This is a genomic window from Variovorax paradoxus, from assembly GCF_009755665.1.
Lineage (GTDB): Bacteria > Pseudomonadota > Gammaproteobacteria > Burkholderiales > Burkholderiaceae_C > Variovorax > Variovorax paradoxus_G.
This window is the reverse complement of sequence record NZ_CP046622.1, coordinates 4,369,102-4,381,636: the sequence shown is the minus strand read 5'-3', so window position 1 is coordinate 4,381,636 and position 12,535 is coordinate 4,369,102. Positions and strand designations below refer to the sequence as shown.

Annotated in this window: 14 protein-coding genes; 5 read left to right on the top strand and 9 right to left on the bottom strand. The window is 63.1% G+C overall.

Going from position 1 to position 12,535, the window contains the following annotated elements; translation table 11 throughout:
• Positions 1-5 precede the first annotated feature (5 nt).
• Entirely contained in the window at positions 6-647 is a 642-nt protein-coding gene (locus GOQ09_RS20425; protein ID WP_157615208.1) for a response regulator transcription factor, read from the top strand.
• 14 nt (positions 648-661) lie between these two features.
• Here the strand turns inward: GOQ09_RS20425 and GOQ09_RS20420 are convergent, their stop codons facing one another.
• From GOQ09_RS20420 to GOQ09_RS20395, 6 genes are all read right to left on the bottom strand, one after another.
• Complete coding sequence (locus tag GOQ09_RS20420; protein WP_157615206.1) at positions 662-3,046, bottom strand: DNA polymerase II; 2,385 nt, start codon at positions 3,044-3,046, stop codon at positions 662-664.
• A gap of 14 nt (positions 3,047-3,060) precedes the next feature.
• Positions 3,061-3,714 carry an alpha/beta fold hydrolase gene (locus tag GOQ09_RS20415; protein WP_157615204.1) on the bottom strand — a complete coding sequence of 218 codons (654 nt, stop codon included), beginning with the start codon at positions 3,712-3,714 and terminating at the stop codon, positions 3,061-3,063.
• 346 nt (positions 3,715-4,060) lie between these two features.
• On the bottom strand, positions 4,061-4,432 hold the full coding sequence (locus GOQ09_RS20410; RefSeq protein ID WP_157615202.1) for a VOC family protein: 372 nt from the start codon (positions 4,430-4,432) through the stop codon (positions 4,061-4,063).
• A gap of 79 nt (positions 4,433-4,511) precedes the next feature.
• Positions 4,512-5,048, bottom strand: coding sequence for a hypothetical protein (locus tag GOQ09_RS20405; RefSeq protein ID WP_157615200.1), 537 nt, complete (start codon positions 5,046-5,048; stop codon positions 4,512-4,514).
• A gap of 208 nt (positions 5,049-5,256) precedes the next feature.
• Positions 5,257-5,487: a DUF7661 family protein gene (locus GOQ09_RS20400; protein ID WP_157615198.1), complete on the bottom strand. Its 231-nt coding sequence runs from the start codon at positions 5,485-5,487 to the stop codon at positions 5,257-5,259.
• Between the two features lie 31 nt (positions 5,488-5,518).
• On the bottom strand, positions 5,519-6,418 hold the full coding sequence (locus GOQ09_RS20395) for a LysR substrate-binding domain-containing protein (protein ID WP_157616784.1): 900 nt from the start codon (positions 6,416-6,418) through the stop codon (positions 5,519-5,521).
• A 103-nt stretch (positions 6,419-6,521) separates the two neighbouring features.
• On the opposite strand from GOQ09_RS20395, the gene GOQ09_RS20390 reads away from it, so the two are divergent.
• From GOQ09_RS20390 to GOQ09_RS20380, 3 genes are read left to right on the top strand one after another with little or no spacing between them, the layout of a single operon-like run.
• Positions 6,522-7,688 (top strand): mandelate racemase/muconate lactonizing enzyme family protein, encoded by a 1,167-nt coding sequence (locus GOQ09_RS20390; protein WP_157615196.1) that lies wholly within the window; start codon positions 6,522-6,524, stop codon positions 7,686-7,688.
• Positions 7,689-7,718: 30 nt separating this feature from the next.
• Positions 7,719-8,696, top strand: a complete 978-nt coding sequence (locus GOQ09_RS20385; protein WP_157615194.1) for a tripartite tricarboxylate transporter substrate-binding protein — start codon at positions 7,719-7,721, stop codon at positions 8,694-8,696.
• 19 nt (positions 8,697-8,715) lie between these two features.
• Positions 8,716-9,450: an NADPH-dependent F420 reductase gene (locus tag GOQ09_RS20380; RefSeq protein WP_157615192.1), complete on the top strand. Its 735-nt coding sequence runs from the start codon at positions 8,716-8,718 to the stop codon at positions 9,448-9,450.
• Between the two features lie 101 nt (positions 9,451-9,551).
• Here the strand turns inward: GOQ09_RS20380 and GOQ09_RS20375 are convergent, their stop codons facing one another.
• Both GOQ09_RS20375 and GOQ09_RS20370 read right to left on the bottom strand, forming a co-directional pair.
• A complete protein-coding gene (locus tag GOQ09_RS20375; protein ID WP_207309878.1) occupies positions 9,552-10,565 on the bottom strand; it encodes a Bug family tripartite tricarboxylate transporter substrate binding protein in 1,014 nt (337 codons plus the stop codon).
• A 48-nt stretch (positions 10,566-10,613) separates the two neighbouring features.
• The gene (locus GOQ09_RS20370) at positions 10,614-11,102 is read right to left on the bottom strand and encodes a DUF3237 domain-containing protein (RefSeq protein ID WP_157615190.1); all 489 of its coding nucleotides are present in this window, start codon (positions 11,100-11,102) and stop codon (positions 10,614-10,616) included.
• 71 nt (positions 11,103-11,173) lie between these two features.
• Between GOQ09_RS20370 and GOQ09_RS20365 the strand changes: the two genes are divergently transcribed.
• Positions 11,174-11,998: a helix-turn-helix transcriptional regulator gene (locus GOQ09_RS20365; protein ID WP_242630896.1), complete on the top strand. Its 825-nt coding sequence runs from the start codon at positions 11,174-11,176 to the stop codon at positions 11,996-11,998.
• On the opposite strand, the gene GOQ09_RS20360 is transcribed toward GOQ09_RS20365, so the two are convergent.
• On the bottom strand, positions 11,995-12,492 hold the full coding sequence (locus tag GOQ09_RS20360; RefSeq protein WP_157615188.1) for a GFA family protein: 498 nt from the start codon (positions 12,490-12,492) through the stop codon (positions 11,995-11,997). The two genes, GOQ09_RS20365 and GOQ09_RS20360, sit on opposite strands and share 4 nt — an antisense overlap.
• Positions 12,493-12,535: the final 43 nt, after the last annotated feature.

The following is a 12,535-nucleotide window of genomic DNA, read 5'->3' as shown; positions in this document are numbered from 1 at the left end:
ACGCGATGAAAGACCCCGCCCGAATCATCCGCCTTTTCCTGGTCGACGACCACCCGCTGGTGCGCGACGGCCTGCGCGCGCGGCTCGGCTCCATGTCCAACCTCGAGATCGTCGGCGAGGCGGGCAGCGCAGCCGAGGCGCTTGCGCTCGTCGAAGAGCTGCGCCCCGACCTGCTGCTGATGGATGTCGGCATGAAAGACATGAACGGCATCGACCTGGCAGCGCTCGTGCTGCAACGCCAGCCCGCGCCGCATGTGGTGATGCTCAGCATGTACGACAACCCCGAGTACGTGCAGAAGGCCTTGCAGGTCGGCGCGCGCGGCTACGTGCTGAAAGACGCGCCCGCCGCCGAGATCGTTGCCGCCATAGAGGCCGTGTCGGCCGGCGGCACCTTCCTGAGCCCGGCCGTTTCAAAAAAGCTGTTTCGCAACCAGGCACCCAAGCCGCTGCTCACGCCGCGCGAAAGCGAAATACTCACCGCGCTGGGCAGGGGCGAATCGAGCAAACAGATCGCGCGCGACCTCGGGCTCAGCGTTCGCACCGTGGAGGCGCACCGGCAGAGCATCAAGAGGCGGCTGGGCATCGAAGGGCAGGCGGAGTTGATCAAGTATGCGGTGGAGCATGCACGGGAGTTCGGGGGCGGGTAAGCCGCTGGGGTGGGCTAGAAAAGCCCGCGCTGCGAAGTCGTCAAAGCCAGGAAGCTCTCTCCGATGGGCTGGAGAATGGCGTCGGCAATCGGCTGAAGCTGCCTGGTCAGATAGTGTTCGTAGTCGATGTGCGAATGGCGGGTTTCCAGCGGCTCTGGCCCGTTCCTGGTCATGACGTACTGAATCCAGCCGCCTTTCTGGTATTGCTTGGGCCGGCCGATCCGACCGTTGTGCTCGTCGGCAATGCGAGCGGCGCGCACCTGCGGCGGCACGTTGACCAGGTAGGCGTCGAGCCGATGGCGCAGGCGCTTGCGGTAGATGAGCAAGTCGTCCTTGCCTCCGGCGAGCGTCGACTTCGCATAGTCGGTCACGAATTCCCTGTAGGGCTCGCCCTGGAAAATGCGTGAAAGCAGGCCCTCCTGGAACTGCCGCGCCAACGGGGTCCAGTCGCTGCGCGCCATCTCCAGGCCGCGGTACACCATCTCCTCCTTGCCTGCGGCATCGACACTGAGACCCGCGTAGCGCTTCTTGCTGCCCACCTCCGAGCCGCGAATGGTGGGCATGAAGAACTTCTTGTAGTGGGTGTCCACCTCGATCTCGAGAAAGCTCTCCAGGCCCTGCTCGTCGCGCAGGGTATGCGCCCACCAGCTGTTGATGTCGGCCGCCAGGCTTGCCGCGACGGCGTGCGCCTCCTCGTTGGTATGGGTGCGCTTGAGCCAGATGAAGATGGAGTCGGTGTCGCCATAGATGGCCTCATAGCCCCGCTTCTCCACGAACTCGCGCGTGAGCTTCATCATCTCGTGCCCGCGCAAGGTGACGGCGGACACCAGCTCGGGGTTGAAGAAGCGGCACTCGGCCGCGCCCAGCACGCCGGCGAAGGAGTTCATGAGCAGCTTCAGCGCTTGCGACAGCGGCTCGTTCTTCGCCCCCTTGGCTTCGTCCCGGGCGTGCCAGAGCGTGGTCACGATGGCGGGCAGGCAGTGCCTGTCGCGCGAAAAGACGGTGCCCTTCGGTCCCCTGACGCACGTGGCCGGGTCGCCGGCGTTCGAGCCCTCGACGAGCCCCACCGGATCGACCAGGAAAGTCCGGATGATGGAGGGATAGAGGCTCTTGTAGTCCAGCACCACGACCGAGTCGTAGAACCCTGGCTTCGAGTCCATCACGTACCCGCCAGGATAGGCCTTGCTCGCGATTTCGCCCACGTTCGGCGCCACGTAGCCCAGGCGGTGCATCCGGGGCATGTAGTGGTGGCTGAACGCGGCAATGGAGCCGCCGAAGTGGTCGGCCTGCAGGCCGGTGGTCTGGGCTCGCTCCATCACGAACTGCAGCAGCTTGGCTTTGTCGAAGATCCGCAGCACCAGCTCGCAGTCGCGGATGTTGTAGAGCGCGAGCGCGGGCTTGTCTTCCTGGTACCGCCGCTCGATCTCCGCCATCTTGTCGTATTCATCGCCGATGGCCTTGCCTTCACCGAGCATCGCTTGCGAGACGGTCTCGAGGCTGAAGGACGGAAAGCTCCATACCGCGGCCTTGAGTGCGTCGATGCCGTCGATGACGATTCGGCCCGGCATAGGCGCGAACAGGTAGCCCTGCTTGCCCGGGTGAGTTCGCCATTCGATCGGGCGGCGTTCTCGTCCCAGGAGCAACTGCACGCCGCAGTCGTCGGCTGTCTTCTGAAGCACGCGCAGGTCAAATTGGATGACGTTCCAGCCGATGATCACGTCGGGGTCGTTCCGCTCGAACCAGTCGTTGAGCTTCTCGAGCATGGCCTTGCGGGACGCGCAATAGATCAGCGAGTAGGCCAGGGATTCGTCCGTTCCGGAGGGCGGCTCTGGTGGCGGCTCGCCCAGCATGAAGACGACGCGCTCCGGCGTGCCGTCCAGCGCAATGGAATAGAGCGCTTCGTTCTGGCTCGTCTCGATGTCCAGCGACACGACCTTCAGCACGGGACGGTATTCGGGCGCCGGCTTGAGCTTGCAGTCGACGATGGTGGCGCGCTCTGCCCGCCCACCTTCCACCCGCACGCCGGCTGTGATGAAGCGTTCCATCAGGTAGCGGTCGTGCGGGCGCACGTCCGCCTCGAGCAAGGGAATGCCCGGAGCCTGGAGGGCGCGGGCCAACCGGCCGAGCTGGCGGAAGTGCTTCGCATACACGCCGAGCACAGGTTCCTGATGGAATGTCTTCAGTTCAAGCTCACGCAGCTGCACGTCCGGCGCGGCCGCCAGGTGCGCTTCCACCGCCGCCCGATGCCGGGTGGCGACGAAGGCGACGCTGCGGCGCGAGGTCAGCAACACTTTCCTCGGCCCTGCATCGGTTGCCAGCCAGTACTCGATCTCCGTACCGGCGGGCGTGTCACGCCAGTGGCGGGTGAGGATGAAGCCCTTGAGTTCGGTTGATGTCACGAGAGCTCGGGTTCCTACACGTACTCCAAGAGGATCTTCGCGAAAGCTGCCGGGGCCAGCCGCGGAATATCGTGCGCGCAGTCGAGACGATGCGTAGCCCATTCAGGGTTCAGCCGCAGGCGTTCGTACAGCTCGATGAAAGGGCTTTCTTCCCAGCCGAACGCGGCGATGAAGGCTTTGCTGCGGACATTGCGCCAATTGCCCGTCAACTTGATCGCCTGCAGAAAGGTGGCGATCGGATGTGGGCGGCATCGCTTGTCAAGATGAGCCGAAGGCACGCAATTCAAACCATCCGCCGCTACGCCCGCGATGAAGCGCTCCCGATAGTTCTGGGTGGTGAGCGACCAAACCGACGCACCGTGGTCCGGCACATAGGCATCGGCATAAACGATCGCTTCTACGCGCGACGGCTCCCTGTCAGCCGCGCCGGTGATGACCATTCCTCCATAGGAATGACCGACAAGAATGGCATGCGTATCGCGCCCGCGAATCGCCTGAACCACCTCATCGATATGACAGTCGAGATTGGCCCCGTTCGCAGGCTCGTTGCCCAGCCCCGAGAGCGTGAGCGCCTGCACGTCGTGGCCTTCGCTCGATAGCACCTTGCTCACATCATCGAAGGCCCATGCCCCGTGCCAACCTCCTGGAACCAAAACGAATCTCGCCATCTGATTTGTCCTCTCGAATGAGGCAGCGGAGCCAGCATTGAGCCATCGGACCGCAGCATGTTCAACACGTGCGATTGTCGCTTGGAGATCGCGCCCGTGCATTGCGCGGAGGCCCTTCCGCATAGTGGGCTACACGCCTTCAGGAGCTTGCCGTTCAGGTTGAATTAGCCTTCGATAGCACTCATTCACGCAATGAAGCGCGCATAGTCACTGCAGTTTGGAGTCGGAGAACTTCATCGGCCAAGAAGGAGGAATCTCGGGCCTCGAGCATATTCCAGCATGTGAGCAAGGCGACCAAGCTCGTTGAACTGCTTCACCTTGACTTCAACGAAGCCCTCAGCTGCCTTTAGTCCGCGTTAGCACGGTGCGCTCGGCTTGAGATGCTGATGGAATTCTTATCGAGGTCTTTCGCATTCGCGAACGCATACCCGTTGGCTTCGTGCACCGCGCCGAATACAAGACCTTGAAGCTTGGCTTGTGCGGCAAAGGCTGCCACGTCTTTCACATGAAAGCTGAGCTTCACGCCTACTTGGCCAAGTTTGATGGACTTGGCCGCTTGATGGATGAGCATGCCTGCGCCGCCGCCCGGATGCTTTAGTTCGATCAGGCCCTCGACGACCTCACCATCTGTAAGGAAGCCGAAATGCCAGGCATAGAAAGCAGCAGCCTTTTGCATGTCTCTGGCGTAGATGATGATGGTTCCTAGTGGCGAATCCATGAATGCCCCTTGTTGCTGGGAGAACGCCGAGTGTCAGCGTCGGCCGGCTGCCGCCAGGAGCGAACTCGTTGGGACGTATTCATCGTTGCCATTGTGCTGCGGAGCCAGTCGCTTCTTCCTGCAATTGATTGAGAGCGGCCGTGAATTTCGAGCTTGGTCGATCCCACGCGCCCTCCTCGGTACGCCATATGCGTGCATTCGGCGCTTGCTCGCGAATACCCAAGACAAACTGGAGAAATGCAGTGATCGTCCGCTCGTTCCATTCCGGACCACTTCGGTAATCGAAGGAGATGCAGGTCGGCGTTTCAAGGCTGACGGTCAGCAGAGGCAGCTCGCATCCGCCGATTGTTAGGCCGCCCAGCCCATGCCGGAAAGTCTCTATCTCACCATTCACGAATGCTTTGGCAGGAGCAGGGACAGCTCTGAGAGGGATGTCTTTTTGCTCGGTCACGTGCCAAGCGGAAGGATCTCCAACCACAACGCACTGCGACATCACCCAGTCGTAGACCTGCTCTATCTGTTCAGGGGACAGGTTGTCCACAAAAATGTCGGGCAAGGAGCCATCGTCCTTATCGAAGAGATCGGCTATCTGTAGCCATGGAGACATCGACGACATCGGGCGAGCAATCGAGTTGACGGACCACTAGGGAACGCGGGTTGTTTGCGGACTGAAAAAACTGGCGAGCGAAGTCTGTGGCACCGTGACTCGTCGACTTGATGCGACCAAAGAGCAATTCCCGGCGATGGCGGAATTCTGCCGCAGGTGAACGTCGGTTTTTCTGCCCAAATGTACCGGCTCCAGGCGTTTGGCCAATTACGATGGGCTATGCGTCCTGGCTGGGCGCAATCTCGAAGACATCGCCGTTCGTGCGCGTCGCAGACTCGTGGTAAATGTCGTAGAGATACTGCGCCAGCTCGGTGGGAGGCACATCGGACGGAATCGCGAGGCCTGCGGGCCGACGCTTGCCGTCGTTTCCTGAAAGGTGAGCCGCCCATTCGTCACCGACTCGCTCGATGGCAATGATTCGCCCGAAAACGTTGAAGCGGTATCGCATAGCGCATCCATTCTCAACTAAACGCTGTCGCTCACCCCCTGATCGCAGCACTCCAGAACTCATTCGCCGCCTTCCCCAGGAGCTCACTGTCCCGGTAGAGCCTGATCTCCAGCGGAACGGCCCACTCGCTGCTCGCTGCGGCAACAAGGCGCCCTTGGCCGATGTCTTCTTCCACGAGGGTCTGCGGCAGCCATGCGATGCCCCTGCCGTCCAGCGCCATCGTCCGGAGCACCGAGGCGAGGTGGGCCGTGAAAACGACCTGGACATTCAGCGACTCCAGCCGCCGGCTGACCAAGGCACGCATGATGCGCCCCAGCCCCGATTCCTCGCTGTAAAAGAGCACCGGCACGGCCGATGCGCCCTTGCGTGAAAGCTGGTGCAGCGGCTTGCCGGCGCCATTGGGTGCGGACACTGCGACCAGCATGTCCCCGCCGATCCGGGCTGATTTGTATGTGTCTGCATCGAGCGCGCCATGCGCATCAGGGTGTGCGTGGCTCAGAACAAACTGGACCTTGCTCTGCAGCATCAGAGATTCGCAACGCTGAAGCACATCGGACATGAGCTGCACCGGCCCAAGCGTGATGCTCGACTCGAGGCTGCGAATCCATCGCGGCAGGAAGGTCATGGAAAGCGCATGCGTGCACGCAATGCGCAGGGTCACCGAACTCGCCTCTGCAACCTTCCTGGCGTCGCCCGGTACGCGGGCCACCCTCGCGATCAATTCCTGCGCCACGCCGGCAAACCACTCGCCAACTTCGGTGAGCGTGGCGGGCTGCGTGCTGCGGTCGAACAGGTCGGCGCCGATCCACTCTTCCAGCGCACGAATGCGGCGGCTGAATGCGGGTTGGGAGCTATGGCGCTCATCTGCCGCACGCGAGAAATTTCCGGTTGCCGCCAACGCCAGGAAGTCGTCAAGCCAGATCAGGTTCATGTCCGGTTCGTCCAGCGCATAGAAGTTGAGAAATTGAACATTGGCAGAAAAAGACGGCACGGCCGACCATTCAGTCTCCCACTCACCCGTTCTGGAGACAACCGTGAAGATCGTCGAAATCCGCGAGAAGACCATCCCCATCAGCTCGCCCATTCGCAACGCCTACATCGACTTTAGCAAGATGACGCTGAGCCTTGTCGCAGTGATCACCGACGTGATCCGCGATGGCAAGCCGGTCGTCGGCTACGGCTTCAACTCCAACGGCCGCTACGGCCAGGGCAAGCTGATGCGCGAGCGGTTCATCCCGCGCATCATGGAAGCGAACCCGTCGTCCCTCGTCGATGACAGCGGCAACAACCTCGATCCGCACAAGATCTGGAACACGATGTTCACCAATGAGAAGCCGGGCGGCCATGGCGAGCGGTCTGTGGCCATCGGCACCATCGACATGGCGGTGTGGGACGCGGTGGCCAAGATCGAAGGCAAGCCGCTGTTTCAGTTGCTGGCCGACCGCTACGGCGACGGCAAGCCCAACCGCAAGATCTTCGTCTACGCAGCGGGCGGCTACTACTACCCGGGGCAAGACCATGGAAAGCTGAAGGACGAGATGCGCAGCTACATCGACCGCGGCTACACGGTCGTGAAGAAGAAGATCGGCGGGGCCTCTCTCGACGAAGACCTGCGCCGCATCGACTCGATCATGGAAGTGCTGCAAGACGGCCAGAAGCTCTGCGTCGACGCCAACGGCCGCTTCGACCTGGAAACCGCGATTGCCTATGCCAAGGCCCTGTCGCAGTACGACCTGTTCTGGTACGAGGAGCCGGGTGATCCGTTGGACTTCGAACTGCAAGCGGCCCTCCGCAATTTCTACAAGAATCCGATGGCCACGGGGGAAGATCTTTTCTCGATGCAGGATGCGCGCAACCTGATCCGCTACGGCGGCATGCGCCCGGACCGCGATTGGCTGCAGTTCGATTGCGCGCTCAGCTACGGCCTGGTCGAGTACCTGCGCACGCTGGAGATGTTGAAGGAACATGGCTGGTCGGCAAGCCGCTGCATCCCGCACGGCGGTCACCAAATGTCGCTGAACATTGCGGCCGGCCTTGGCCTCGGCGGCAATGAGTCGTATCCTGACCTGTTTCAGCCGTTCGGCGGGTTCCCGGATGGCGTGAAGGTCGAAAACAGCTTTGTGACCCTGCCTGACTTGCCGGGGATCGGCTTCGAGGGCAAAGCCGATCTGTACCGGGAGATGCAAGCGCTTTCAGCCTGAAGCAAATAACCCACCCAAGGAGACAACACCATGAAGAGCATTTGGCGCTACGCCGCCGGCATCGGCCTGTTCGCTTCGGCCACGTTGGCCTCTGCAGAGTTTCCCGACAAGCCCGTCACGCTGGTGGTCCCGTTCGCGGCCGGCGGCCCGAGCGACAAGATTGCCCGCGACCTGGCCGAGGCACTTCGCAAGCCACTCGGCCAGACCGTGGTCGTCGAAAACGCTGCCGGTGCGGGCGGCACCATCGGCTCGGCCAAGGTGGCGCGCGCCGCGCCGGACGGCTACACGCTGCTGGTGCATCACATTGGCATGGCAACCGCGCCGGCGTTGTATCGCAAGCTCTCTTACAAGGTGCCCGATGACTTCGAAATGCTGGGCGTGATCAACGAGGCGCCTTCGGTGGTGATCGGCAAGCCGACCCTGGAAGCCAACAACTTCGCGGACTTGCGCAAGTGGATTGCCACGAACGGCGGAAAGGTCAACCTGGCCCATGCGGGGCTGGGCTCTGCGTCGCACCTGTGCGGCTTGATGTTCCAAAGCGCCTTGAAGACCACCATGACCGCGGTACCGTACAAGGGAACCGCGCCGGCCATGACGGACCTCATTGGCGGGCAGGTCGATCTCATGTGCGAGCAGGCCACCAACGCTGTTCCGCAGATCGAGGGCAAGAAGGTCAAGGTCTACGGCGTAACCAGCCTCAAGCGCCTGCCGCTGCCGTCGCTCAAGGACACCGCCACGCTGTCGGAATCCGGGCTCAAGGACTTCGACGTGCAGGTCTGGCACGGCTTGTATGCGCCCAAGGGAACGCCGCCCGCGGTGCTGGACAAGCTGAACGCGGCGCTTCGCGTCGCTTTGAAGGATCCGGAACTCATCAAGCGTGAAGAGGCGCTGGGCCTCACCGTAGTAAATGACGACCGCCTGGCCCCGGCGGGCCACAGGAAGTTCGTGGAAGCCGAGAAGACCCGCTGGGCGAAGGTCATCAAGGACGCCGGTGAATACGCCGACTGAGTGCGGGGAGAGAAAGAGCATGAAGATCGGAATCATCGGCGCCGGCAATATCGGCGCGTGCCTCGCCCGCAAGCTCGCAGCCAGTGCCCATGACGTCAGGCTTGCCAACTCGAAGGGGCCGCAAACCATCCGGGACCTCGCCGCCGAAGTCGGTGCCACGCCGGTGACCAAGGAAAACGCGGTGGCCGATGCCGAGGTCGTCATCCTTGCGATTCCGTTTGCAAGCCATCGAGACCTCGCGAGCTTGTTCGAGAACGTGGCGCCCGAGGTCGTGGTCATCGATACGTCCAATTACTATCCGTCTCGCGATGGCGCGATTGCCGAGGTGGACGCCGGAAAGCCCGAAAGCGTATGGAGCCAGGAACAGATCGGACGTCCCGTGGTGAAAGCATGGAACGCTGTTCTGGCTGCGACCTTGGAAGAGGGAGGAAGGCCTGCAGGTACGCCCAGTCGTCTCGCGATTCCCGTGGCTGGAGACGATGCGAAGGCAACGGCGACAGCCCGGCAGTTGGTCGATCAAACAGGGTTCGACGCGCTGGACGCCGGGAGCCTTCAGGACTCCTGGCGCCAACAGCCGGGGACGCCCGCGTACTGCACCGAGTTGGCCATCGGTGATTTGAAGCTGGCGATCGAAGCAGCGGAAAAGGACCGCGCGCCCCGCAATCGGGATGCCTTGATGAAGGAGTTTGCATCAGCAGGCGGAGCGCTGACGCACGCGCAAATCGTTGCGCGAAACCGCAGTGTCACGGCATAAATCAGCGCTCGTTTTCAGTGATCTATGCGCCGCACCGCCGGCTCTCGTCCGCTGGTCAATTTTTTTTGAACAACGAGCTGAGGTAGTTCGGGCCTGCGGGCTCAATCCGCCTTGAAGCCCGTTGCAGCGACCACCTTGCCCCAGCTCGCCGTGTCCGCGGCGATCACGCGGGCGAACTCCTTCGACGTGGTGCCGGTAACGCTGAAGCCCGCATCCTCCAGCTTGGCCTTGCCTTCGGCCGACTGAACGGCCTTGCGGATGTCGGTCTCGAGCCGGGCGATGATTTCGGGCGGCGTCCTGGCCGGCGCGACGACGCCGAACCATGAGTTGAAGGCCAGCTGCGGAAAGCCTTGCTCGCGAAAGGTCGGAACGTCGGGCAGGCTGGCGCTGCGCGTATCGCCGCTGGAGGCCAGTGCCAATAGCTTGCCGGCCTTCACGTTGGCTGCCGACAGGCCCACGCTCGCGAAGGCACCCGACACATCGCCGCTGAACAGGCCGCCCAGCGCATCGCCCGTGGTCTTGTAGTGCACCGGCTCCGGCTTGATGCCGATGGCATCACCGAAGAGAAAGGCGCCGAAGTGGCCTGGCGTGCCTGCGCCGAAGGTGCCCATGAACAGTCCCTTCTGTGCGCGGCTCCACTCAACGAACTGCTTCACGTCGCGCGCCGGCACCTTGGCAGGGTTGACCACCAGCATGAAGTTGGAGGTGACCACCTGGCTGACGGGCACGAAGTCCTTCTTCGGGTCGTAGGAGAGCTTGCTGTAGCTGCTGGGCGCAATGGCCAGCTGGCCGGTCTCGCCGAGCATGATCGTGTAGCCGTCGGGCTGTGCGCGGGCCACTTCAGAGGCGGCGATCAACCCGCCGGCGCCCGGCTTGTTGTCGACGATGACGCCGAGGTTTCCCCACCCCTCGGACAGCTTCTGGGCCAGCAGCCGCGCCACGATGTCCGGACCGCTGCCGGCCGGGAAGCCGACAACGAGGCGCACCGGCCGCTGGGGATAAGCGGCTGTCTGGGCGAGCGCCTGCGACGCCCACGACATGCCGCCGAGCCCGATCAGCGTGGTGGCGGCAATGAGCGCGCGGCGGCGCGCGCCCGTGGTAAGCGCGGTTGTCATTCAGGTCTCCTGTCGGTATTGAAATTAAGTGGTGGCTGGCGCGTTGGATCACTGCAGCGCGAAGAAGCGCATGACGACCTGGGCCGGGTGGCGCACGCCGACACCGACGAACATCCGCTCGGTGATCCAGCGCAGCGATTCGCTGCGCGTTTCGAACGAAGGCGCACAGCGGAAATAGACCTGCGCAGGGTCCACGGGATCGCCGCGCAGCAGTTGCGCCATCACCTCGGCCGGCGCCGTGCGCATTGCGCGGTTGCGCACATAGATGCGGTCGCCCGCGTCCGTCTCCAAGCCGTAGCGCGCGTCCAGCTCCGAGACCGTCTCGCTCGCGATGCGCTGAAAATCGGCGCCGCCTGGCAGTACTCGTCCGTTCCAGCCATCACCCTTGGCATGGCCACCCAAAATGGGCACCACACGGCGCAGCCCCTGAGCGCCTTCGCTGAGCACCAACGGCTCGCCCACTTCTACGGATACGTCGGCAAACCAGGTGAGCCGAGGTGCGGCAAGCGGATCGTTTTGCTGAAGAAGGGAAGCCATGCCCTAGCGTAAGTCCGGTGGCCGGGCAGCGCTGTCATCCCGGAAGATGACGGGATTCCCCGTATTGCCCCATGCGCACCTGGATTCCCGATCTGCCCGCCAAACCCGTCGGAGCGCCGCTGTTGCAGTGCCTGCCGATGGTGGTGCCCGCGGTGGGCGAGCTGGGCTTCGGGGCCTGCCTTCTCGAGGCCATGGCGTCGGCACTGCCGGTGGGCTCGTTTTCGGTCTACCGCACGGGGTCGCGGCCGGCGATCTTTCTGAGCGGCAGCCGGGGAATGCCCGACACCACCCAGGAATGTTGGCGCGCCTACCTCTCGGGCCCCATTCGAAGCGACCGCACCTTGCGCGAAGCGAGTGCTCCGCAACTGCGCGTGTGCCATATCACCGCGCCGGAAGTGCCTGCTGAACATCGTGCCAAGGTGTACGAAGCCCATGGGGTGGTGGAGCGCGTCTCCGTGGTCGAGGAGGAGCCCGCTGCTTGCGGCGACGCGCTGTTTGCAGTCAATTTTTATCGGCATACCCACCAGCGTCCGCTCAGCGATGCGCAACTGGCGGACTTCGGCGTTGCCGGGCGGCTGCTCATGGCACTCACGCGCAAGCACATCGCCCTGATACGCGTCGACGTGGCCGACGCGGCCGACGAACTCAGGGCGCGGCTGCTGGTTTGTTGTCCGGCCCTCACGACGCAGGAGTTGAACGTGTGCCTTCGGCTGCTGCGCGGCATGACCCAGGAGGGCATCGCATCGGACATGGGCCTCGCGCTGCCCACGGTCAAGACCTATCGCAACCGCGCTTTCGGCAGGCTCGGAATCCACTTTCGCAGCGAACTGTTCGCGCTCATGCTGCCGGAGCGCGAGGCAGGCAAAGGCGGGGGCAGATCGCCTGCTTGTCTTTAAGGCGGGGGATCCGAGGCGCCGGTGCGCGCCATCTGCGGCGCATCGAAGCGCGCGGGAGCCTGAGGCGAGCCTGCCAGGTCGGCGCGGGCAAACTCGAAGCAGTCTGTTCCCGCAGGAAGCACCACGCCGGTCTGCGCGGAGCTGGTCCAGATATGCGAGCTGATCGAAACCGAGTTCGGATCGTCGAAAGCCCCACGAGAGATTGCTCGATACTCGGGCCAACGCTCGAATGTGAGAGTGATCGTGGTGCCGCACTTGGGGCAGAAATGAACATGCACCTGCCTTGAACTGCTTTCCGATCGATGCGAGTACCGCGACATCGGCTCGCCCGAGAACTCGACCGCATCCACCGCATACATCGACTCCGCGTACGACGTGGAGCCCGTCATTCGCTGGCAGAACCTGCAGTGGCATTGCAAGGTGCGCATCGGCTCGCCCAGGGCGACAAAGCGTACCGAGCCGCACAGGCATCCTCCATTGCGTTGAGCGCTCATGCCAATCTTCTCCTCATGTTCACGTTGGGGTCCTGCGCCTGGC